Below are 20,450 nucleotides of genomic sequence, written 5' to 3' on the forward strand. Positions count from 1 at the left end.
GTTATGCCCCGCCCCAAACGGGCAGGTCGGCGACGTCGTCGTGCTTCCAGCTCAGCTCGTCGCGCACGGCCACGACGCCGTCGATGTTCTCGGCCAGGCGGACGGCGGTCATGGCCTGGCTGCGCTCCTCGTACATGCCGGTCAGGGTGACGACGGCGTCCCGCACGGCGACGCCCGCCTGGCCCTGCAGGGCCTCGCGTACCTCGCGCTCGATGTCCTCGTCGGGACGCAGGAACACCTTGATCAGGTCGCGGCGGCTGACGATGCCGGCCAGGCGGCCGTCCGCGTCCACGACGGGCAGCCGCTTGACGCCGTGCCGGTCCATCAGCCGGGCGGCCGACACCACGGGCGCGTCCGGGGTGGTGACGTGGGCGGGGCCGGTCATCAGCTCGCCCGCGGTCTCGCCCCGCGCCTTGCGCAGGCCGCTGCCCTCGCTGCCGGCCGCGTGGCGGATGCGGGCGCGCAGCGGCGGACGGTAGTCGTCGCCGTAGTAGCGCTGCTTGAACTCCTCCTTGGCCAGCAGGTCGGCCTCGGACACGACGCCGAGCACGCGGCCCTCGCCGTCCACCACGGGAACGCCGCTGACGCCCCGCTCGATGAGCAGCTCGGCGACCTTGTGGAAGGAGTCGGTCTCGCGGACGGCGGCCACGTCGGTGGTCATCACGTTCCCGACCAGAGCGGTCATGGCGACCTCCTGATGTGCTTGACCCGGACGATGCCGGGGACGGTGCGGGCGAGCACGTCGGCGATCTTGTCGGCGTGCTCGTGGGGCGGGCCGCTCAGCTCGGCGACGCCGTCGCGCACGGTGACGTCCCAGCCCGGCCCGAACGGATACTGCTCGCGCAGCGCGTCGACGACGTCCCGGCGCAGGTCGTCGTCGGAACGGGCCAGCATCGCCATGAGGTCGCGCCGGCTCACCATGCCGACGACCCGGCCGCCCTCGACCACGGGCAGGCTCTTGATCCGCTCGCCCACCATGAGGCCGATGGCGGCGGTGACGTCCGTCGCCGGCGTGACCGTGACCGGCCGCCGGGTCATCACCTCCAGGACGCGGCGGGGCGGCGGCTCACCGGCCGCCGGCACCGGACGCAGGGCGGCGCGGGGATCGGGCTCGAACTCCCCGCGCAGCAGGTCCAGCTCGCTGACCACGCCCACCAGGCGGCCGGACTCGTCCACGACCGGGGCGGGGGTGATGTCGTTGCCGTACAGGACGCGGATGGCCCGCCGCACCGGGTCGGCGCGGTGGACGGTGACGGCCGGGCTGGTCATGACCTCGCGTACGAGCATGACGGTCACCTGCCCACCCAGGCCGCGTCATCCTGCCTCCAGGACAGCTTGTCGACGACGTCGACCACGCCGTTGACCCGGGCGGCCATGCGCGCGGCGATCGCGGCCTCCGTCCGGCGCTCCATCCGGCCCGACAGCGTCACCACGCCCCGCTCCACCTCGACCCGGACGCCGTCGGTGTTCACCCACAGGGTCTTGTCGAGCACCTCGTCGCGGATCTCGCGGGCGATGTCCTCGTCCGGCCGCAGGAACACCTTCACCAGGTCGCGGCGGCTGACGATGCCGGCGAGACGGCCGTCGTAGTCGACGACCGCGAGCCGCTTGACGTCCCGCTCGTCCATCAGCCGGGCGGCTTCCACCGTGGTCGAGGCCGGGGTGATGGTGACGGCGGGGCTGGTCATCAGCTCGGCCGCGGTGTCGCCCTCGGCCTTCCGCCTGCCCTTGGGGTGGCGCAGCCGGGCGCGCAGCGGTGGCCGGTAGCCCTCGCGGTAGAACTGCTCCCGGAACTCCTCCTTGCGCAGCAGGTCGGCTTCCGACACCATGCCGAGCACGCGCCGGTCGTCGCCGACGACCGGCACCGCGCTCACGCCGGCCTGGATGAGCGTCTCGGCGACCTCCTTGAACGGCGTGTCGGCGGACACCGCGACGACCTTCTCCGTCATCACGTCCGCCACGGTCATGCGCATGTCGTCCTCCCTCGTCGGCCCACCTCCATCACATGCCGTACGGGCTGCGCCGCGCAGAGTCGAAGGTCCCGGCCCGGCCGGACGATGGTCAGCCGTGTGCGTGATGTGCGCGGGCGACGTGACCCGGACCTTCTCAGCGCCGTCCGCTCGCGGCGGATCTCCACCCCAGGGTGGAGATCGCGCGATCGCCACCGCGTACGGCTCGTAAGGCCTGGTGGCGGTCAGGCGTCCCAGGTGACGGGGAGGCTCTTGACGCCGCGGATGTCCGAGGTCTCCGGGCGCAGCGGGACCTCGTTCTCCGGTACGGCCAGGCGCAGCGTGGGGAAGCGGGCGAGCAGCGCGGGGAGCGCGACACGCATCTCGACGCGGGCGAGCTGCTGGCCGAGGCACTGGTGGACGCCGTGGCTGAAGGCCAGGTGGCCGCCGTCCCGCCGGTGCAGGTCGAGCCTATGGGGGTCGGGGAAGCGTTCGGGGTCGCGGTTGGCGGTGGCGAGCGACAGGATGACGGTGGTGCCGGCCGGGACGGTGTGGCCCGCGATCTCCACATCCTCCAGCGCGACCCGGTAGAACTGCTTGGCCACGGACAGGTACCGCAGCAGCTCCTCCACCGCCTGGTCGATGAGGGCGGGGTCGGCGCGCAGGGCGGCGAGCTGGTCCGGGTTGCGCAGCAGCGCGAACGTGCCGAGCGACAGCATGTTGGCGGTGGTGTCGAAACCGGCCGACAGCAGGATCAGGGCCATGCCCTGCAGCTCCTCGTCGGTCAGGTCGGTGTCGAGCAGGTCGCTGAGCACGTCGTCGGTGGGGTGGGCGCGCTTGGCGGCGACCAGTTCGGCGAGGTACTGCCGGGTCGCGACGTACGCGGCGATCAGCTTCTCGTCACTCGCCTCGCCGCCGAGGAAGATGTCGATGTTCTCCTGGAAGCGGTCCCGGTCGGCGTAGGGCACGCCCAGTAGCTCGCAGATGACCATGGCCGGGACGGGCTTGGCGAACGCGGTCACCAGGTCGGCCGGCGGGCCCGCCTGTTCCATGGCGTTCAGGTGTTCGGCGGTGATCTGCTCCACGCGTTCGGTGAGCAGCCGCATCCTGCGTACGGTGAACTTGCCGGCCAGGGGCTTGCGGTAGCGGCCGTGCTGCGGCTCGTCCATGAGCAGGAACTCGCCGGGCGGTGCCGGAGGGACCTCGATGTCGCCGTAGTCGACGGTCGGGTGGTGGCGCATGAGCTCCTTGCGGGAGCTGAAGCGGGGGTCGGCGAGGATCGCGCGGGCCAGGTCGAAGCCGGTGACGACCAGGCCCTCGTGGCCGTCGGCGAAGGTGAGCCGGCTGACCGGGCCATGCGTGCGGGCCGCGATCAGTCCGGCGGGCGGGTCGAACGGGCAGCCCGGCGGGGGCTCGGCGGGCATGGTGGTGAGGACGTGCGGGGATGCGGTCACGGTCATCCTTAGGGGAATCGGGGGCGTGGCTACTTGGTGATGCTAAGTACTGGTAGAAAGTAACACTGACTACCGGTACCTAGCAATGCTGAATAGTCCAATCGATCCCGGACGCGCCTGCCAGATCGCTTTATGCCCGTAATATCGAGTCATGACTCAGGGGCACCCGGAACCCGTCCGCCGCGACCAGTGGCGCGTCTCGCACGACGAGCGCGAAGCGGTGGTGGAACGGCTGAACAACGCCGCCGCCGAGGGCCGGCTCGACCTCGACGAACTGGACGTGCGCCTGAGCAAGGCGTTGACCGCCAAGACGTACGCCGACCTCGACGCCCTCACCGCCGACCTGCCGCCGGACGTACCGGTGAACCAGGAGCCGCTGGTCCTCAGCGGCGGCATGCACGGCGAGACGCGTACCGGCCGCTGGGACGTGCCGCCCCGCATCATCGCGTACGGCGGCATGGGCTCCGTCAAGCTCGACTTCACCCAGGTCGAGAGCCGCCTGCCCGAGATCGCCATCGAGGCGCACGGCGAAATGGGTGGCGTCACGATCGTCATCCCCGACGACTGGGGCACGGAGACGTCCGGCATGAGCTCCGGGCTCGGCGGCTTCCGCGACAAGACCACCCCCGAACGGCAGCCCAGGACGCCGCTCGTCCGCCTGTCCGGCAACGGCGGCGCCGGGGGAGTGGTCGTCCGCCATCCCAACAGCTGGGAACGCCGCAAGCTGCGCCGCCTCCAAGAACGGCGCTGACGTCCCTCAGTGCTGCTCGGCGGGTGCCGGACGGCTGCTCTGGTGGGCCAGGAGGCGCAGCGCGTCGGCGGAGCCCGGGTCGTTCGGCGTATAGACCTCGAGCCGGTGGTCGGGGCTGTCGGGCTGGAGCCAGACCTGGTATGTGACGTTGGCGGCACCGACGGTGGGATGCCGCAGGTCAAGGGTGCCGACGGTGCAGTCGGCGACCTCCCCGATCGCCCACATCGTGGCGAACTCGGAGCTGCGCATGGTCAGCTCGCCGATCAGCCGCGCCAGGCGGGCGTCCGTGGGGAAGCGCCCGGCGGTGAGCCGGAGGTAGGCGACGTGGATGCGGGCCAGCTCGTCCCAGTTGCGGTGCAGGTCGCGGGTGAACGGGTCGAGGAAGAACATCCGCGGCATCGACGGGCGGCGCGCCGGATCCCGCGGGGCGTCGTACGGGACGTGCTCGGCCATGAGCGCGTGCCCGGTGCGGTTCCAGGCGAGCACGTCGCCCCGGCGGCCCAGGACGATCGCCGGCATCGCCTCGCCCAGCGACTCCAGCAGCGCGATGACCCTCGGGTGCGGCTGCTCCTCGGGAGGCTCTGACAGGCCGGAGGCGGAGGGCTGCCTGGCGAGGTTGTGGAGGTGCACGGTCTCGATCGGATCGAGCTGTAGCACCCGCGCGATGGCGTCGAGCACCTGCTTGGACGCGGTCTCCGCCAGGCCCTGCTCCAGGCGGGTGTAGTAGCCGACGCTCACGCCCGCGAGCTGCGCCAGCTCTTCGCGCCGCAGGCCCGGCACGCGGCGCGTGGTGCCGTAGGTGCGCAGCCCGGCCATGGCCGGTGTCACCTGGTCGCGCCGCCGCTTGAGGAACGTTCCGAGACTCTCCACACCAGCGATCGTAGGCGGAGGAATCGCCCTCGTGGGTGTACCTGTCAGGTGCACCCACAGCAGGGAGATGGCTGTGCGGGCCGCTCCCGGCGGACAGTGCGGGCCATGACCACACAGCATGTGCACTCGTCACCGGGGCTGCGGGCCTGGCTCGGCCTCACGGTGATCCTCGGACCCGTCCTGCTGGTCTCCATGGACGGATCCATCCTCTTCCTGGCGATGCCCCGGATCAGCCAGGACCTGACGCCGACCGCCGGCCAGGCCCTGTGGATCCTCGACGTCTACGGCTTCGCCGTCGGCTCCCTGCTGATCGCGTTCGGCAACCTCGGCGACCGGTATGGCCGGCTCGAACTCCTCATGATCGGCACCACGGTCTTCGGCATCGGCTCGGCGGCGGCCGCCTTCGCGCCGAGCGCCGAACTGCTGATCGTGGCCCGCGCGCTGATGGGCGTGGCGGGCGCGACCCTGCTGCCGTCGGCCCTGGCGGTGCTGAGCGAGTTGTTCACCGACCCGCGGCGGCGGGCACAGGCCATCGGCATCTTCGCCGCGGCGTTCGCGGCCGGGTTCGCCATCGGGCCGATCGCGGGCGGCGTGCTGCTGGAGCGGTTCTGGTGGGGCTCGGTGTTCCTGATCAACCTGCCCGTCACCGCCCTGTTCCTGATCTTCGCGCCCGCCCTGCTGCGCGAGGTGCGCGCGACGAGTCCGGGCCGGATCGACGTGCCGAGCGTCGTGACCTCCGCGATCGGGCTGCTACTTGTGATCTACGCCGTAAAGCGCGTGGCCGCTGACGGCCCGTCCGGCGGCGCGGCCGTCGCCGGTGCCGCGGGGCTGGTACTGCTGGCGTGGTTCGCCCGCAGGCAACGGCACCTCGCGCATCCCCTGATGGACTTCTCGCTCTTCCGCGACCGCGTCTTCACGCTGGCGATCGTCACCGGTCTGGTGCCGCTGGCGGCCTGGTCGGCGAGCGCGTACCTGGCGGGCGTCTACCTCCAGTCCGTCCTCGGCCTGCCGGTGCTGAACGCGGCGCTGCTCGCCGTCCCCGGCGCCGCCGTGCTCACCGTGACCTGCGTCGTCACGCCCCACGTCGTCGATCGCATCGGCAAGCGGGCCGCACTCGTCGCCTGCCACTTCTCCATCGCGGCCGGCCTGCTGCTCCTGCTGCCCACCGCCATCACGGGAGGGATCGGCTGGTACGTCGCCTCCACGGTCGTCGCCGGCGTCGGCTACGGCATCTGCTTCAGCGTCGTCGCCGACACCGCCGTGGACGCCGTACCCGTCGAGCGGGCCGGCTCGGCGGGGGCGATCGCGGAGACCAGCAACGAGATCGGCAACGCGCTCGGCATCGCGCTCCTCGGCTCGCTCGCCGCCCTCGTCTTCCGCCTGCAGGGGCCGGACCTCGCCCCCACCCTCGACGAGACCCTGCAGCTTCCGGACCTCACGCCGGTGCTCGCCGCCGAGGCCAAGACGGCGTTCGTCACCGGCCTGCACGCGGCCGCCGCCGCGGCCGCCGTCCTGCACGTCGTGCTCGGAGCCCTGGCCCTGCGCTGGCTCAGGAACGGCGGCTCACGTGCACACCGTCAGCAGGAGAACCCGAACCCGCCGGCGCAGTAGCCGTCGTGCGTCCGGCCGCCTGCTACGGGGTCGAGTCGCCGGTGTCTCCTGGACGGGCGTCGTCCTCGTCGGAGGCCGGTTCCTCATCGAGCGGCTCGTCTCCGGGGACATCGTCGGCCGGCTCGGGTGGCGTGGGCTCGAAGAGGGAGCCCGGCGGCTCGGGCGGGTCGGAGGGCGCGAAGGGCGGCGTCCAGGCGGCGGTCGCCTCAGGGTCGGCGTCGGGGTCCTGCGCGGATGCGTCAGCCTCGGGGCGCTGCTGTTCCGCGTCGGGCTTGGCGCCATCCCGCTCTTCGAGCTCGATCATGTTCTCGAGGGCCTCGATGAGCTGCCGCGTGAACGGGTTGTCCTCCTGAACGGGCGGCCTGACGGGCAGCGGGTTCGGGCTCGGGGCCGGAGCCGGAGCCGGGGGAACGAGGTCGACGGGCTCCGCGTGGTCCACGGCGGCGAGGCGGGCCCGGCGGGACCTGGCCACGAGCACCGCGAACACGGTCAGCAGGGCCGCCACGAGCAGCAGGGCCGAGGTGACCATCGCCGTGGTGGAGAAGTCCCGCTGCTGGCTGGACGCCGCGGTGTTGATGTGCGTCGGTGCGGCGGTGGTGGCCGTGGTGCCGGCGCCCGACGGCGTGGTGGCGGCGGCCTCCTCCTCGTCGGCGGCGTCATCCGGCGCGGCTGAGGTCACCGTCGACTTCGAGGACGAGTTCGCGGTGTCCTCCTCCTCCGCTGCTGCTGAAGTGCTGGCGGACGCTTCCGCTTCGTCGCTGGAGGAAGCGGCCTCTGACGGCTCCGACGTCGTCGCGGTCTCCTCGGGGGCTGGGGACTCGGTCTCAGCGGGTGCCTGCGACTCCGCGGGCGGCGGCTCTGACGCTGTGGCGGTCTCCGTGGGGGATGGCGATGCGGATGCCGTGGCGGTTTCCGTGGGCGAGGGCGATGCGGATGTCGTTGGGGTGGCCGAGGGAGACTCGGTGGGGGCGGGCGACTCCGACACGGTGGGGGTCGGGGTGGCCGACGGCGTCTCGGTGGACGTCGGTGTGTCGGAGGTAGGGGTGGCGGTGGGTTCGCCTGGCGTCGCGGTGGGGGTGGCGGTGGGTTCGCCCGATGTCGCGGTGGGGGTGGCGGTGGGTTCGCCTGGCGTCGCGGTGGGCGTGGCCGTCGGGGGGTGCGATGGCGACGCGGTCTCGTGCGGCGGCGTGGTCTCCTGCGGCGGTGCCGTTTCGTGCGGGGGAGCGGTCTCGCGCGGGGGAGCGGTCTTGTGCGGCGGTGCCGTTTCGTGCGGAGGAGCGCTGTGGTGGGGCGGGGTGCCGTCGTGCGTGGGCGCGTCCTGAGCGTGGGTCGGCTCCGGCGCGGGACGGGTTTTCACAGGTGACGGGCCGCCATCGTCGTGGCGGGAGTCGCCGTCATGAGATCCGTGCCGGTCCGGGCCGCCTTGGCCGGTGCCGTCCCGGCCGACACCGTCTCGGCCGACACCGTCCCGGCCGACACCGTCCCGGCCGATGCCGCCGTGGCCGAAGCCGTCCCGGTCCGGGCCGGACGGGAACGACGGCTCGTTCCGGAAACCGTGGCCGAACTCCTGAGAGTCCCGGCCCTTCCCGTGAGAGCCCTGATACCTCCCTTGACCGTCCTGGGAGCCGTCCATGCCGGTACGCGGCCCGTCATGCGGGTCGCCCGGTGAGCCCGCGTGGCCATCGGGGGCCTGCCGAGCGGTGATCTCCGCGTCGTTCTGAGAGGACTTCTGGATGTCTGGCGTCATGGCAGTGGGGGACCTCCCGGGACCATTCCGGACGAAACCATTCAGACCATGATGAAGAGGATTATGAACGGCTTAAGGGGATAAACCGGAAGCCTGTGGGTGGAGCGAGCGTACATGAAGTTCTTGCAGGTCACACGCTCGGGAAGACGCGATCGACGGCGCTGCGGAGAGAGAAGCCCAAGCCGGAGAGGCGCTGCCGCTGCTCAGGCCGACCCGAATGACGGAGAAAGATCTACCAAAGCCCCGCTGGTACGACGGCCGGCGCGACCCCGTGGGCCTCGGCTTCCCACGCATCCGGCCATGCATCCCACGACTCCGGCAAACCCCTTCACGGCGGCGAGCCGCGCTCATAGCCTCCCCGGCATGAGCGCCCCAACGTCGACAGCCGACCGCCGGCACCTCGTCCTCCGCCGCTGGCCCGCCGCGCTGGGACTGGCGGTCGCGATCCTCTCCTTGGCGACCGGCGGCGACCGCGAAAGCCTGGCCATCACGCTGTCCGCCGCCGTCGTGTGCTACCTCGCCGCAGCGGCGCTGGGCAGGCCGTGGACCGTGTGGCCGGCCGTCCTCGGCGCGAGCCTGGTCGTCGTCATCGGCGAGCTGATCGGGATCGCCTGGTGGGCCGGCCTCGGCGGTACGTCCGCCGTCCTCGTCATCGTCGGCCTCGCCCTGCGGGCGCCGCGATCGGCGCTGCTCGCCCAGGCCTTCGCCGTGGCCGGGTTCGGCTGCGCCGTCGCGATCTCCGTTCTCGTCACACCTCGGGTGGGCTTGGTCGTGGCCGGGCTCGCGCTCGCGAGCCACGCGGTCTGGGACGCGATCCACCTTCGCCGCAGGCTGGTCGTCGCCCCGTCGCTGGCCGAAGCCTGCATGTTCCTGGACGTGCCCCTGGGCCTCGGAGCCATCGTCCTCGCGTTCGCGGGCTGAGCCGGGGACCGGTCAGGGCGCGTTCCGCCGGCCGGCGAGCCGGAAGCGGTGCCGGTAGGCGGACGGCGAGACGCCGAGAACGCGCAGGAACGCCCGCCGCATCGTCTCATCCGAGCCGAACCCGCAGGCCCGCGCGACGGCGGGCACCGGGTCGTCGCCGGACTCCAGGAGTGCCTGTGCGGCCTCGACCCGGACGCGTTCGACGAACTGGCCGCACGTCATCGCGAGCTTCGCGCCGGAAGAGCCGGCTCAGCTGGCGCTCGCTCACCGCGAGCTTGGCCGCCATCGTCGGGAGGCGGTGGTCACCGGCCGGATCAGCGGCCACGAGGTCCAGCGCGCGGCGCAGGGTCGCGCTGCGCGGACCGGCCATGGCGTCGCGGGCGCGGAACTGCGACTGGCCGCCGGGCCGCTGCAGGAACACGACCAGGTACTTCGCGACCGCGCGCGCCCGGTCCTCGCCCCGGTCCTCGCCGACGAGCGCGAGCGCGACGTCGATCCCGGCGGTCACCCCGGCGGACGTGACGATCGGGCCGTCCCGTACGTAGATGGCGTCGGGTTCCACGCGTACCTGGGGAAACGCCTCCGCCAGCGCCGCGCAGGCCAGCCAGTGGGTCGTGGCCCGCCGCCCGTCGAGCAGCCCCGCCCGCGCGAGGACGAACGCTCCTGTGCACACGGAGACCACCCGCCGCGCGCGGGCCGCCACCCGTCGTACGGCGTCCACCAGCTCGGGCGGCACGCGGGCGAACTCGTCCCGGGGGTATCCCGGCACGACCAGGTGTCCACGTCGCCGTCCAGCGCGCCGAGCGCGAGGTCGACGCTGAGCGAGATGCCGACGTCGGTGCGGACGGGCCGTCCGTCCACCGAGGCCAGCCGCACCCGGTAGCCCCCGGCGCTGCCGAACACCTGGACGGGCCCGGCGACATCGAGCAGCAGCACGCCGTCCGACACGGCGAAGACGACATCGCTCATGGGGGAGGCCGTCAGCCGATGGAGCCGCTGAGCTCGCTGCTGCCGCCGCCGCCCGAACCGGCGCTCGAACTCATCGAGGTCGCGCGGCCGTCGACATAGGCAACCGCTGTCATGGAGCCGTCGGTCAGGCGCTTGACGGTCAGGCGCCAGGTGTCCTTGCCGGGCGCGTCGAGCGTGATGTCCTTGCGCCAGGGGAGCGTCACCTGGGGTTCGGTCGTGGACTTGCCGTTGATCACGTATGTGAGAGAGTACGTTCCTTCGCCTTGGAGGTCGAGGGTGAGCGTGTGAGGCTCGTCGCCGGCGCACGCGGCCGCCAGCAGGAGGGTGGCGGCCGGGATCAGCGGGCGCGCCCGTCTACCTAAGGTGGTCACGCGATCACTCAACCATGAGGATCGCCCGGCCGCCAGCGGAAATCGGCCGCCAAGACAGAACGGTCGATCCACTAGGATGGCAGCATGCGTACCGACACCGAAGGCCGGCCGTCCGAAGCGCGGTCCCGGCTCCTCGAAACGGCCACCCGGCTCTTCTACGGGGAGGGCATCCACGCCGTCGGCATCGATCGCATCGTCAACGAGGCGCAGGTCACCCGTGCCACCCTCTACCGGCACTTCCCCGGCAAGGAGGAGCTGGTCCTCGCCTACCTGAGCGGGGTCGACAAGGCCATGCGGGCCCCGGCCGAGGAGGCCCAGGCGGCCGGGCTGCCGCCCGCCGAGGCGATCCTTGCCATCAGCCGTTCCATCGCCGAGGGCATCCAGTCGCAGGGCTTCCGCGGCTGCGCTTTCCTCAACGCCGCCGCCGAATATCCCGACCCCGAGTCGCCGGTGCGCAAGGCCGTGATCGCCCACCGCCAGTGGTTCCTCGACACGATCACGGACCTGCTCGCTCAGATCCGCCACGACGGTGCCGAGCCCGCCGCGCGCCACTACGTGATGCTGCGCGACGGCGCGATGGCGGCCGGCTGCCTGTTCGACCCCGAGCTGGTCAGCGAGACGTTCCTGCACGGGGTCGAACGGCTGCTGGAGGTCTACACCGCCACCGGCGACGCCGCCGCGGCGGGCGGCTGACGCGACGCCCTCCCGCTCATCGGGCCGGTCTCATGGCTCCGGCCACTCGGTGTCGTCCGGCTCCCAGATGGGACGCAGCGGACGGGTGTCGACCTCACCGTCCGGCCTGCCCGGCGCCGCGTTCGCCAGCCGTGTGATCGCCACGACGCGCCCGTCACGGCTCTGCGCGCCGGTGGCCTGGACGCCCGGCAGGAACGAGCCGGGCGGCGTCCCGGGAACCGGCGTGGGAGACAGCAGCGCCACCACCTGCGGGCCCGGCGACGGCTCGGGCCGCGAGCGTTCTTCCGGCAAGGTCTCGCCGGCATCGGCGGTGTTGAGAGCGGCGTTGAGAACGGAAGCGTTCATCAGACACCTCCTCGTCACCCCGTACGTGCTCCAACCGGAGGATGCTGCCTGACACGTCCCATTGTAGGAAGCCCGGTTGCGTCAAGCCGGATCTCACTGTTGAGTACGGGTGCACCGGGAGCCGAGGCGCGAGGGAGCCGCCGATGTACCCCGACCCGACGATGGCACGCATCGGCGAGGGTGTGGAGCTGCACCACCAGCGCGGGCAGCGGGAGGCCGCCCGCGAGCTGTTCGCCCGCATCTGGGATGACATCGGCGGCGAGCGGGGCGACCCGCTGCACGTGTGCGTGCTCGCCCACTCCATGGCCGACGTGCAGGACGATGTACGCGAAGAGCTGACCTGGGACCTGCGGGCGCTGGCGGCGGCCGATCGGATCACCGATGAGCGGGTGGCCGAGGCGGGCGTGCCGCTCTCGGTGGCGGGCCTGTATCCGTCGCTGCACCTCAACCTGGCCGAGTGCTCCCGCAAGCTGGGCGATCTCGGCAGTGCCCGCGAGCACCTGCGGCGGGCGCGGGAGGAGATCGGCGTACTCGCCGACGACGACTATGGCCGTCTCATCAGGGGCGGTCTGGAACGGCTCACCGAGCAGCTGGGCGAGGCCCCTTAAGACCTGACGTTTCCGGATGAATGCCCGCCCGTCCGGGTACGAGTAGTCGGCATCGGGTGAAACGTCTGGGAGGTCGACCGTGAACAGGCCGGCGCACTGGTTCTCCGATGCGCTGTTCCCGCATGGCACGAACAAGCACGGCCCCTGCCGGCGCTGCTCGTCATGCTGATGGTCTCCTCCGGCCTCGTCGACGCCGTCACCTTCCTCGGCCTGAACCACGTCTTCGTCGCCAACATGACCGGCAACGTCGTCTTCTCCGGCTTCGCGATCTCCGGCTCGCCCCGGCACCAGCTCTGGGCGCACCTGCTGGCCCTGGCGGCCTTCGCCGCCGGGGCGTGGAGCGAGGGCCGCGTGGCCAGAAAGATCGCAGAACTCCGGCGCCGGTTGTTCCACCTCACGGCCACGCACGCGATCCTGGTGGCGGCGGCGCTGGCCGTGGTCCTGCTGACAGGTGAGCGGGGCCCCGGCCCGCAGGCGGCGCTGATCGTGCTGCTCGGCTACGGCATGGGCATGCAGAACGCCGTCGCGCTCCGCATGGCGGTGCCCGACCTGGTCAACATCACGGTCGTCACGAGCATCGTCACCCGGCTGGTGTCGGAGAAGGCCGAGCACGCGTGGCGGCGCCGGGCGTGCGCGGTCGCCGCCCTGTTCGCCGGCGCGCTCGTGGGCACCGGGCTCTACCTGGCCGCCGGCATGGCCGCGCCGCTGGCGGCGGACTTCGTCCTGCTCGCCCTCATCGCGTACGTGGCCCGCGACCTCATGCCGCGCCCGGTGCAGCGGTAGCGGCTTCAGGCGGGTTCTTCCAGCTTGCGGGCGATGGCCTCCAGCGCGGCCAGGTCCTCGCGGGAGAGCCGGTCGATCACGTGGCGGCGCACCGACTCCAGGTGGGCGGGGGCGGCGTCCTCGAGCGTGCGCAGGCCGTGCTCGGTGAGCACGAGAAAGCAGCCGCGGCCGTCGTCGGGATCGGGCTCGCGGCGTACCAGGCCGCGCTCCTCCATGCGGGTGGCGTGCCGTGAGAGGCGGCTGCGCGACCAGCCCATCTTGGCGGCCTGATCGCGCAGCGTCGCGGAGTGGCCCGGCCGTTCCGACAGTGTGCTGAGCACCTCGTAGTCGGGGTCGGACAGGCCGATCGCGGCCAGGTCCGCCGCGGTGCGTGACTGGATCGCGATCATCATGCGGCGCAGGGCGCGCCAGGCGCGCTCCTCGTCGGTGTCGAGCCAGCGCACCGTCTCGCCGGACCGTTTCGTTGACATGTAAACAAGATAGCAGCTAGCGTTCGTTTACGTGTCAATGACTTCCCTGCGGATTCTCGTGATCACGTGCAGCACCCGTCCCGGCGCACTTGGCCCGGTCGTGACCCGGTGGCTGACCGGCGCCCTCGCCGAACGGGCGGCGCAGCTCGGCGCCGAGCTCGTACCCGTCGCCCTGAGCGACCTTGACCTGCCGTTCCTCGACGAAGAGGAGCCGCCCGCCGGCGGCCGCTACCGCAACGAGCACACCCGGCGGTGGAGCGCCATGGTGGACGCCGCCGACGGCTTCATCGCGGTCACCCCCGAGTACAACTACGGCATGCCGGCCGCGTTCAAGAACGCCCTCGACTACCTGAGCAGGGAGTGGGCGTGGAAGCCGATGGGCTTCGTCAGCTACGGCAACACCTCGGCCGGCACCCGGTCGGTCCAGCACGCCAAGCAGGTCGTCACCACGCTGCGGCTGGTGCCGCTGGGCGCGACGGTCGCCCTGCGCATCGGGGACGCCGTCGAGGGCGGGAGCCTGCGCCCGGACCCCGCCCGCGATCGGGCCGCCGCCGGGATGCTGGACGAGCTGGTCCGCCTGGCCCACGCCCTGCGGCCGATGCGCGAGCGCCTGCGCCCCGATGCCGTGCCCGCGCCGCTGCCCGGCGCGTACGTCAGGCCGCTGACCCCGGACGACGCCCCGGACGTCCTGGTGTTGCAGCGCTGCTGCTGGGTGGATGAGGCGCTGGCCAACGACACCCTGGACATCACGGCCCTGGGGGAGTCGCTGGAGGACGTACGCGCCTGGCTGGCGGCCTGGCAGGCGCTCGGCCTGTGGCGGGACGGCCGGCTGCTCGGCATGGTGCGGACGCGCCGCGTCGGCGACGACTGGCACGTGGGCCGCCTCGCCGTCGTCCCCGACCTGCGCGGCCAGGGCGCAGGACGCCACCTCCTGCACGAGGCCGAGTCCGCCGCCGAGCCGGGCTGCCGCCGCATCGTGCTGTCCACCGGCGCGCGCAGCGCCCGCAACCTCCGCCTCTACCAGGCCCAGGGCTACCGGGTGGAGTCGTCGGACGGTCTTTCGACGGTCCTGGCCAAAGCCGTTTCCGCGTATGCCGGTGACGAGCCGGCGATGGCGAGCTGACCTGCCGCGACACCGATGTTCGAGGCTGCCGGCCCGGAGTGGCTGCAGAACATACCGAAAACATACCGGTTATCCGTAACGTTCCTTGCGTTCATCGCCACAACCGACGAATCACGGCAGAGGGGGCTACGAATGACGTGTTTCAGCCTGCGTGGAGAAGGCCAGAAGAGGTGCCGGCGCCTCGATCAGCAGGACCTCGTGCTGCTTCCGCTGAGCCGGGCGGCGTGCCCGGGAAGGTGATCGCGCGCCCGGAGCCGTACCAGGTCGCCCCAGGTCAGGTCCTGGTCCGGCACCGGCTCGCCGCCCCGCGTGACCAGGCGCAGGCGCACGGCAACGGTGGCGGCGGCTTCCGGCAGTTCGCCGATCGCGGCCACGAGGTCGGCTCCGTGGCGGCGGACGAGGTCGATGCGCTCGGCGTGCGTGGTGGAGGCGATGAGCGCGGCGATCGCGTTCGCGTCCATGGCGGGGCGGTTGTCGATCGTGACGGGCAGGTTCGCGTGCAGCCGGCGGGCGGCGGTGGCGAGCATGCGGTCGCTCAGCGCTATGTGGCTCAGCGTCCAGTCGGCCTCGGGTGTCGGCTCGCCGATCGCCCGCGCGGCGGCGATCAGGTCGGTGTAGGCGGCTTCCAGTGCTGTGGTGTCCATGGCGTTCCTTCGAGTCAGGCGGGGATCGGGCGGCGGCGCTGTACGCGGGCCAGCGCGGCCGGCAGCACCAGGCAGAGCAGGGCGACGGCGGCGGCGAACCACTGCACGGCCGCGAGCAGGCCGGTGACCGTGGCGAGCAGGCCGACGCCGATCACCGGCAGCCCGACACCGAGGTAGACGACCACGTAGAAGCCGGACAGCACCTCGGCGTGCCGGTCGCGCGGGGCGGCCTGGCTGACGGCGGTGAGGCCGCCGAGGAACACCAGGCCCTGCCCGACGCCGCCGACCACGGTGGCGGCCAGCAGCAGGGGCGGCGACGAGACGGCCCCGGCCAGCGCCAGCAGGACGAGCCCGGCGGCCAGGAGCGGAAGTCCGGCCCGCTCCAGGCGCCGGGCCGGCCTGCCGTACCCGGCGAGCTGGGCGAGCGCGGAGCACAGCAGCATCAGCGCGACGGCCGCGCCGCTCAGGAACAGGTTGCGGCTGCCCGAGAGCGTCGCGACGTACGCGGGGACGAGCGAGAGGAAGAGGCCGACCACGGCGAAGGCGAGGAAGGCCGCCGTCCCGCTGGTCGCGAACACCGGCCGGACCTCGGCGGGCACCTCCGGGCGGCGGGGCCGCCAGCGGCTCGTCGCCTCCGCCTTGGGCAGCGCCAGGATCACGGCCGCCGCGGGGACCAGCAGCGCGATCTCCAGCACGTACGGCAGGACGTGCGGGGCCGGGGCGTACTCGGCCAGCAGCCCCGCCAGCACGGGCCCGAGCCCGAGCCCGGCTGCGGCGGCCACGGTGGACACCAGCGCGGCCCTGCGGCGGTCGCCGGTGGGTTCGAGCTCGGCGAGCACGGCGGTCAGCGCCCCCGACGCCGTGCCGAGCGCGATGCCCTGCAAAACGCGGGCGGCGAACAGCCACGCGGTGCTCTCGGCCAGCGCGAACGCCAGCGACCCCAGCGCCGCCACGCCCACCGCCGGCAGGAGCACCGTGCGGCGGCCCACGGTGTCCGCCAGCGGCCCGGCCACCAGCAGGGACGGGATCAGCACGGCGGCGTACACGGCGAAGATCAGCGTCACCACCAGCGGCGAGAAGCCGAAGCGCTCCTCATAGCCGCGATACAGCGGCGTGGGCAGATTCGTGCCGGTCAGCAGGACCAGCATCGCGTACGCGGTGCCCCAGAACTTCCAGCGGGCACGGCGATCCACGGACATGGGTCCTCCAGTGACAGGTTATGTTCGGGTTCGCCGAACATAACACATGTTCATGAATCCTGAACATGGTTGGTAGGCTGGACCCATGGCCAGCAGGACCGCCACCGCACTCGTCCACCCCGACCGCGCCGACCTGGAGTTCACCACCGTGCTCGCCGCCCTGAGCGACCCGGTGCGGCTGGCCATCGTCGCCCGGCTCGCCGACGTGTGGCCCGACGGAGAGCTGGCGTGTACGACGTTCGCGCTGCCGGTCAGCAAGTCCACCCAGAGCGGCCACTTCAAGGTGCTGCGCAAGGCCGGCGTGATCCGGCAGCGGGACGAGGGCACCCGCAGGCTCAACAGCCTGCGCCGCGACGACCTCGACGCCCGCTTCCCCGGCCTGCTCGACATCGCCGTTCCGCAGGGCCGCGCCATCCTCGCGACCTGGTGACCGGGTACGTCCGCGCCGGCTACCGGGTCGCCGCCCGCGCGGAGCGGCAGGACTGGTGGGATGCCGGGCTCACCGTGCCCCGGCTGGTGTCGCTGAGCGACTGCATGGTGGAGCTGGTGGCCTCGGACTCCGCAGGCTGGGACCACTGGTTCGCCGACCCGGAGGAGGCCGAGAGCGCCAGGCGGCGGGCGGGTCCCGGATGGCACGTGCTCGGGGTCGGGTTCGCCGCCGCCGACCTGCCCGAGCTGCTGGCCGACATGGCCGACGGCGCGAAGGCGGCGGGCGACACCCTCCCGGAACGGCTGGAGCGGCGCGAGCCGTTCCCCGGCCCCGGCGAGCGGCGGCTGGGGTTCGAGCCGGTCGGCTACGGCGGCGGGATCTGGCACTCCTGGACCTGCATCGGCGGCCTCGTCACCGACGTCGCCCGAGCCACCCGCATCCGGCCCGGCTCCGGCGGGCTGATCCTCGACGAGCAGCAGGCGCGCAGGGCCGCGCAATGGCTCACCGCCTCGGGGCTCGGGGAGCCCAAGGTGTACTTCTGGTCGGCCGCGCTGGTCACCGCACCGATCCCGGCGGGTTGAGCTCAGAGGACGCGCCGGCGCGAGTTCAGGAGGCGCGGCGGCGGGATCGGGCCGAACCCGACGGCACGAGTTCAGGAGGCGCGGCGGCGCGACCGGGCCAGCGCGAGACCGCCGAGAAGCATGGCGATCGGGCCGACCACCAGGTCCACGAAGCCGCCGACGATGCCGTACCCGGTGCCGGGACCGCCCTCGGCGGCGGCCACGACCAGCCCGCCGATGACCGCGGCACCCAGCCCCGCGGCCAGGGCGACGATGGCACCCCTCCTCGTGGAACGGACGAGGGCCAGGCCCCCGATGACGATGCCGGCAACGCCCAGCACCCCGCCCACCACCGACCAGAGGCGACCGGTGGTCAGGTCGTACGCACCGACAGGCTGGGCCAGAACCTGCGCGGCGGCTGCGCTCAGCGCGTGCGAAATGAACATGGTGATCCTTTCGGTCGATCGGGTTCGTTGTGATCAGCCGCTCAGCTCGACGCGGCGGCCCGGTTCCGAGCCAGGCCGCCGAGGAAGGCGCCGGCCAGGCCGAGCGCGAGGGCCACGGCCGCCCCGAAAACGCCGTTACCGGTGCCGAGACCGCCATCGGCGACGGCCAGCTTCACCGCGCCGTTGACCTCGCCGATCAGCCCCAGCGTCAGGGCCGCGACGGACAGCCTTCTGCCACCGGTGCCGGGACGGCGGGCGGAGCGCAGTGCCAGCCAGCCGGTGATCGCGCCGGCCAGCGCCACCAGGGCGGCCACGCTCGCCCAGACGCGCGCGGGAGTGCCGATGAAGGTGTCGATCCCCTGGCCCGCGCATTCCGCGGGCGACGTACAGACCGGCGATGCGAGTGCGAGCAGGAGGGACATCGGACGTCCTTTCGGTCGGGTGGCGGGTGCCCGCGAGCGTTCTGCGGGCTTCACGTGATCGAGCGTCGCGCCGATGAGGGGGCCGCCGCCTCGGGCAGCGGACGGCGGCCGGTACGCAATCGCGCGTACACATCCGCTCCCTCGGTACGCCCGCCGACGTAGACGGGCCGGGACTGCGGGCTGAGGCGGTCCTGCCTGCGGCGATCGTAGGATCTCGGCATGGAACACCGCGTGCCGTCGCTGCGCCTGCCGGTTGCGGTGCAGGACGCGTTGCTCGCGCTCTTCATCGCCGTCATGCAGGTCCAGGGCACGATCGTGCGCAACGCCGGCGAGGTCGTGCAGCGCCCGCTCGACGGCCTCGCGTACGCCCTGCTCATCGTGAGCGGCCTGGCCGTCGCCGTGCGCCGCCGCTGGCCGGTGCCGGTGTTCGCCGTGGCCGCGCTCGCCAGTGCGGCGTACTACGTCCTCGGCTACCCCGACGGGTCCGGCTGGCTCGGGCTCTTCATCGCCCTCTACACGGTCGCCGCTTACGGCGACGGACGCCGCTCGCTGCTGATCGCCGGTGGAGGCATGGCCGTGCTCTCCGCCTGCTGGCTGGTCGCCGCGGCCGACATCGAGCCGCGCGCGGCGATCGGCTGGGTGTACTTCAGGATCGGCGCGTCGGTGATGAGCGTCGCGCTCGGCGAGTCCGTACGGACCAGGCAGGTCATCGCCGCCGAGGCCCAGCGCCGCGCCGAGCTGGCCGAACGCACCCGCGAAGAGGAGGCCAGGGCGCGCGTCGACGCCGAACGGCTGCGGATCGCCCGCGAGGTCCACGACACCGTCGCGCACGCCATAGCCATCATCAACGTCCAGTCAGGGGTGACCGCGCACGTCCTCGACAAGCGGCCCGACGTGGCGCGCGAGGCGCTGCGCACCATCGAACAGACCAGCTCCCGCGCGCTGCACGAGATGCGGGCCATCCTCGGCGTGCTGCGCGGCGACGACGAGGAGGGGCGGGTGCCGTACCCGGGGCTTGACCAGATCGGCGAGCTGGCGGCCAAGGCCCGTGACGCCGGGCTGGACATCACGATCGAGGAGGACCCGCCGGTCGCGCCGCTGCCCAGCGCGGTCGGCGGCGCCGCGTACCGGATCGTCCAGGAGTCGATCACGAACGTGGTCCGCCACGTCGGCCCCACCCGGGTGACGGTGGCGCTGCGTTCCGGGCCGGACGCGTTGGAGATCCGCGTGACCGACGAGGGCCGCCGTGAGGCTCCCGTCCAGGAGGCGTACTCCGAGCCCGGTCGCGGGATCATCGGCATGCGCGAGCGCTGCCTGCTGCTCGGCGGGGAGTTCGACGCCGGTCCGAGGCCGGGCGGCGGGTTCGAGGTCAGAGCACGGCTGCCGCTCGCGCCGACGGGAGCGCGCCTGTGACCATCAAGGTGCTGATCGCCGACGACGAGGGCCTCGTACGGTCCGGGTTCAAGGTCCTGCTCGACCTCGAGGACGACATCACGGTGGTGGGGGAGGCCACCACCGGCGCGGAGGCCGTCGAACGTGCCCGCGCCACCCGTCCCGACGTCGTGCTCATGGACATCCGCATGCCCAAGGTGGACGGCATCCAGGCCACCGCCGAGATCGCCGGGACGCGCGGGCTGGAAGAGGTCCGCGTGCTCATCCTCACCACGTACGACACCGACGAGTACGTCTTCGACGCCCTGCAGGCCGGGGCCAGCGGCTTCCTGCTCAAGGACGCCGGACCGGCCGAGCTGCTGCACGCCATCCGGGTGATCGCCGCGGGGGAGGCGCTGCTCGCGCCGCGCATCACGCGCCGCCTCATCGGCCACTTCGCCGCGAGCCGGGCCGCCGCCAAGGCCGCCGAGGACCGGCTGGCGGTGCTGACCGAGCGCGAGCGCGAGGTGCTGGCGCTGGTGGGGGAGGGGCTGAGCAACCAGGAGATCGGCGCCCGGCTGTTCCTCAGCCCGGCCACCGCGCGTACGCACGTCAGCCGGGCGATGACCAAGCTGGGCGCCCGCGATCGCGCGCAGCTCGTCGTGATCGCCTACCAGACCGGCCTGGTCAGCCCGTAAGCACCTGTCAAGGAT

The 20,450-nt window shown here is 72.6% G+C and carries 28 protein-coding genes; 12 read left to right on the forward strand and 16 right to left on the reverse strand.

What is annotated here, in order from left to right; translation table 11 throughout:
* Position 1: 1 nt before the first annotated feature.
* From WBK31_RS13345 to WBK31_RS13360, 4 genes are all read right to left on the reverse strand, one after another.
* On the reverse strand, positions 2–685 hold the full coding sequence (locus WBK31_RS13345) for a CBS domain-containing protein (RefSeq protein WP_364070676.1): 684 nt from the start codon (positions 683–685) through the stop codon (positions 2–4).
* Positions 682–1,287 (reverse strand): CBS domain-containing protein, encoded by a 606-nt coding sequence (locus WBK31_RS13350; RefSeq protein ID WP_406675490.1) that lies wholly within the window; start codon positions 1,285–1,287, stop codon positions 682–684. Before WBK31_RS13350 ends, WBK31_RS13345 begins: the two co-directional genes overlap by 4 nt.
* 5 nt (positions 1,288–1,292) lie before the next feature.
* Positions 1,293–1,973, reverse strand: a complete 681-nt coding sequence (locus WBK31_RS13355; RefSeq protein WP_364070678.1) for a CBS domain-containing protein — start codon at positions 1,971–1,973, stop codon at positions 1,293–1,295.
* 221 nt (positions 1,974–2,194) lie between these two features.
* The gene (locus WBK31_RS13360; protein WP_378789356.1) at positions 2,195–3,409 is read right to left on the reverse strand and encodes a cytochrome P450; all 1,215 of its coding nucleotides are present in this window, start codon (positions 3,407–3,409) and stop codon (positions 2,195–2,197) included.
* 145 nt (positions 3,410–3,554) lie between these two features.
* On the opposite strand from WBK31_RS13360, the gene WBK31_RS13365 reads away from it, so the two are divergent.
* Positions 3,555–4,154, forward strand: coding sequence for a DUF1707 domain-containing protein (locus WBK31_RS13365; RefSeq protein ID WP_378789354.1), 600 nt, complete (start codon positions 3,555–3,557; stop codon positions 4,152–4,154).
* 6 nt (positions 4,155–4,160) lie between these two features.
* On the opposite strand, the gene WBK31_RS13370 is transcribed toward WBK31_RS13365, so the two are convergent.
* The gene (locus WBK31_RS13370) at positions 4,161–5,024 is read right to left on the reverse strand and encodes a helix-turn-helix transcriptional regulator (protein WP_364070686.1); all 864 of its coding nucleotides are present in this window, start codon (positions 5,022–5,024) and stop codon (positions 4,161–4,163) included.
* Between the two features lie 105 nt (positions 5,025–5,129).
* Here WBK31_RS13370 and WBK31_RS13375 point away from each other — a divergent pair, with 105 nt between their 5' ends.
* On the forward strand, positions 5,130–6,635 hold the full coding sequence (locus WBK31_RS13375; protein ID WP_406674928.1) for an MFS transporter: 1,506 nt from the start codon (positions 5,130–5,132) through the stop codon (positions 6,633–6,635).
* A 22-nt stretch (positions 6,636–6,657) separates the two neighbouring features.
* Here the strand turns inward: WBK31_RS13375 and WBK31_RS13380 are convergent, their stop codons facing one another.
* The gene (locus WBK31_RS13380; RefSeq protein ID WP_364070690.1) at positions 6,658–7,164 is read right to left on the reverse strand and encodes a hypothetical protein; all 507 of its coding nucleotides are present in this window, start codon (positions 7,162–7,164) and stop codon (positions 6,658–6,660) included.
* Here WBK31_RS13380 and WBK31_RS13385 point away from each other — a divergent pair.
* On the forward strand, positions 7,157–7,957 hold the full coding sequence (locus tag WBK31_RS13385; protein WP_406674929.1) for a hypothetical protein: 801 nt from the start codon (positions 7,157–7,159) through the stop codon (positions 7,955–7,957). The genes WBK31_RS13380 and WBK31_RS13385 overlap by 8 nt on opposite strands.
* 788 nt (positions 7,958–8,745) lie before the next feature.
* On the forward strand, positions 8,746–9,303 hold the full coding sequence (locus tag WBK31_RS13390) for a hypothetical protein (RefSeq protein ID WP_406674930.1): 558 nt from the start codon (positions 8,746–8,748) through the stop codon (positions 9,301–9,303).
* A 12-nt stretch (positions 9,304–9,315) separates the two neighbouring features.
* On the opposite strand, the gene WBK31_RS13395 is transcribed toward WBK31_RS13390, so the two are convergent.
* The 3 genes from WBK31_RS13395 to WBK31_RS13405 form a co-directional block, all read right to left on the reverse strand.
* Positions 9,316–9,471, reverse strand: coding sequence for a helix-turn-helix domain-containing protein (locus WBK31_RS13395; protein WP_406675491.1), 156 nt, complete (start codon positions 9,469–9,471; stop codon positions 9,316–9,318).
* Positions 9,410–10,072, reverse strand: a complete 663-nt coding sequence (locus WBK31_RS13400) for a GlxA family transcriptional regulator (RefSeq protein ID WP_406674931.1) — start codon at positions 10,070–10,072, stop codon at positions 9,410–9,412. Before WBK31_RS13400 ends, WBK31_RS13395 begins: the two co-directional genes overlap by 62 nt.
* Positions 10,073–10,283: 211 nt before the next feature.
* Positions 10,284–10,508, reverse strand: a complete 225-nt coding sequence (locus WBK31_RS13405) for a hypothetical protein (RefSeq protein ID WP_364070701.1) — start codon at positions 10,506–10,508, stop codon at positions 10,284–10,286.
* Between the two features lie 219 nt (positions 10,509–10,727).
* On the opposite strand from WBK31_RS13405, the gene WBK31_RS13410 reads away from it, so the two are divergent.
* The gene (locus WBK31_RS13410) at positions 10,728–11,336 is read left to right on the forward strand and encodes a helix-turn-helix domain-containing protein (RefSeq protein ID WP_364070703.1); all 609 of its coding nucleotides are present in this window, start codon (positions 10,728–10,730) and stop codon (positions 11,334–11,336) included.
* Between the two features lie 30 nt (positions 11,337–11,366).
* On the opposite strand, the gene WBK31_RS13415 is transcribed toward WBK31_RS13410, so the two are convergent.
* Positions 11,367–11,681 carry a hypothetical protein gene (locus WBK31_RS13415; protein WP_364070705.1) on the reverse strand — a complete coding sequence of 105 codons (315 nt, stop codon included), beginning with the start codon at positions 11,679–11,681 and terminating at the stop codon, positions 11,367–11,369.
* 143 nt (positions 11,682–11,824) lie between these two features.
* Between WBK31_RS13415 and WBK31_RS13420 the strand changes: the two genes are divergently transcribed.
* Positions 11,825–12,289: a hypothetical protein gene (locus WBK31_RS13420; protein ID WP_406674932.1), complete on the forward strand. Its 465-nt coding sequence runs from the start codon at positions 11,825–11,827 to the stop codon at positions 12,287–12,289.
* A 162-nt stretch (positions 12,290–12,451) separates the two neighbouring features.
* Positions 12,452–13,072 carry a YoaK family protein gene (locus tag WBK31_RS13425; protein WP_406674933.1) on the forward strand — a complete coding sequence of 207 codons (621 nt, stop codon included), beginning with the start codon at positions 12,452–12,454 and terminating at the stop codon, positions 13,070–13,072.
* A gap of 5 nt (positions 13,073–13,077) precedes the next feature.
* Here WBK31_RS13425 and WBK31_RS13430 read toward each other — a convergent pair whose 3' ends face one another.
* Positions 13,078–13,542 carry a MarR family transcriptional regulator gene (locus WBK31_RS13430; RefSeq protein WP_364070712.1) on the reverse strand — a complete coding sequence of 155 codons (465 nt, stop codon included), beginning with the start codon at positions 13,540–13,542 and terminating at the stop codon, positions 13,078–13,080.
* A gap of 37 nt (positions 13,543–13,579) precedes the next feature.
* Between WBK31_RS13430 and WBK31_RS13435 the strand changes: the two genes are divergently transcribed.
* A complete protein-coding gene (locus WBK31_RS13435) occupies positions 13,580–14,665 on the forward strand; it encodes a bifunctional NAD(P)H-dependent oxidoreductase/GNAT family N-acetyltransferase (protein WP_364070797.1) in 1,086 nt (361 codons plus the stop codon).
* Positions 14,666–14,850: 185 nt separating this feature from the next.
* Here WBK31_RS13435 and WBK31_RS13440 read toward each other — a convergent pair whose 3' ends face one another.
* Together WBK31_RS13440 and WBK31_RS13445 are read right to left on the reverse strand one after the other, a co-directional pair.
* Positions 14,851–15,309: a hypothetical protein gene (locus WBK31_RS13440; RefSeq protein ID WP_364070714.1), complete on the reverse strand. Its 459-nt coding sequence runs from the start codon at positions 15,307–15,309 to the stop codon at positions 14,851–14,853.
* Positions 15,310–15,323: 14 nt separating this feature from the next.
* Positions 15,324–16,508, reverse strand: a complete 1,185-nt coding sequence (locus WBK31_RS13445) for an MFS transporter (protein WP_364070717.1) — start codon at positions 16,506–16,508, stop codon at positions 15,324–15,326.
* Positions 16,509–16,593: 85 nt separating this feature from the next.
* Between WBK31_RS13445 and WBK31_RS13450 the strand changes: the two genes are divergently transcribed.
* Complete coding sequence (locus tag WBK31_RS13450) at positions 16,594–16,938, forward strand: ArsR/SmtB family transcription factor (protein ID WP_406674934.1); 345 nt, start codon at positions 16,594–16,596, stop codon at positions 16,936–16,938.
* Complete coding sequence (locus tag WBK31_RS13455; protein ID WP_364070721.1) at positions 16,935–17,519, forward strand: hypothetical protein; 585 nt, start codon at positions 16,935–16,937, stop codon at positions 17,517–17,519. Before WBK31_RS13450 ends, WBK31_RS13455 begins: the two co-directional genes overlap by 4 nt.
* A 71-nt stretch (positions 17,520–17,590) precedes the next feature.
* Here WBK31_RS13455 and WBK31_RS13460 read toward each other — a convergent pair whose 3' ends face one another.
* From WBK31_RS13460 to WBK31_RS13470, 3 genes are read right to left on the reverse strand one after another with little or no spacing between them, the layout of a single operon-like run.
* Positions 17,591–17,944, reverse strand: a complete 354-nt coding sequence (locus WBK31_RS13460; protein ID WP_364070722.1) for a DUF6223 family protein — start codon at positions 17,942–17,944, stop codon at positions 17,591–17,593.
* Positions 17,945–17,985: 41 nt separating this feature from the next.
* On the reverse strand, positions 17,986–18,366 hold the full coding sequence (locus tag WBK31_RS13465; protein WP_406674935.1) for a DUF6223 family protein: 381 nt from the start codon (positions 18,364–18,366) through the stop codon (positions 17,986–17,988).
* 50 nt (positions 18,367–18,416) lie between these two features.
* Positions 18,417–18,587 (reverse strand): hypothetical protein, encoded by a 171-nt coding sequence (locus WBK31_RS13470; RefSeq protein ID WP_364070727.1) that lies wholly within the window; start codon positions 18,585–18,587, stop codon positions 18,417–18,419.
* On the opposite strand from WBK31_RS13470, the gene WBK31_RS13475 reads away from it, so the two are divergent.
* The gene (locus tag WBK31_RS13475; protein WP_364070729.1) at positions 18,586–19,779 is read left to right on the forward strand and encodes a sensor histidine kinase; all 1,194 of its coding nucleotides are present in this window, start codon (positions 18,586–18,588) and stop codon (positions 19,777–19,779) included. The two genes, WBK31_RS13470 and WBK31_RS13475, sit on opposite strands and share 2 nt — an antisense overlap.
* Positions 19,776–20,435 carry a response regulator transcription factor gene (locus WBK31_RS13480; protein WP_364070731.1) on the forward strand — a complete coding sequence of 220 codons (660 nt, stop codon included), beginning with the start codon at positions 19,776–19,778 and terminating at the stop codon, positions 20,433–20,435. The genes WBK31_RS13475 and WBK31_RS13480 overlap by 4 nt, the downstream gene beginning before the upstream one ends.
* The last annotated feature ends 15 nt before the right edge of the window (positions 20,436–20,450 follow it).

The organism is Nonomuraea sp. N2-4H (assembly GCF_045291505.1).
GTDB classification, from domain to species: domain Bacteria; phylum Actinomycetota; class Actinomycetes; order Streptosporangiales; family Streptosporangiaceae; genus Nonomuraea; species Nonomuraea fastidiosa.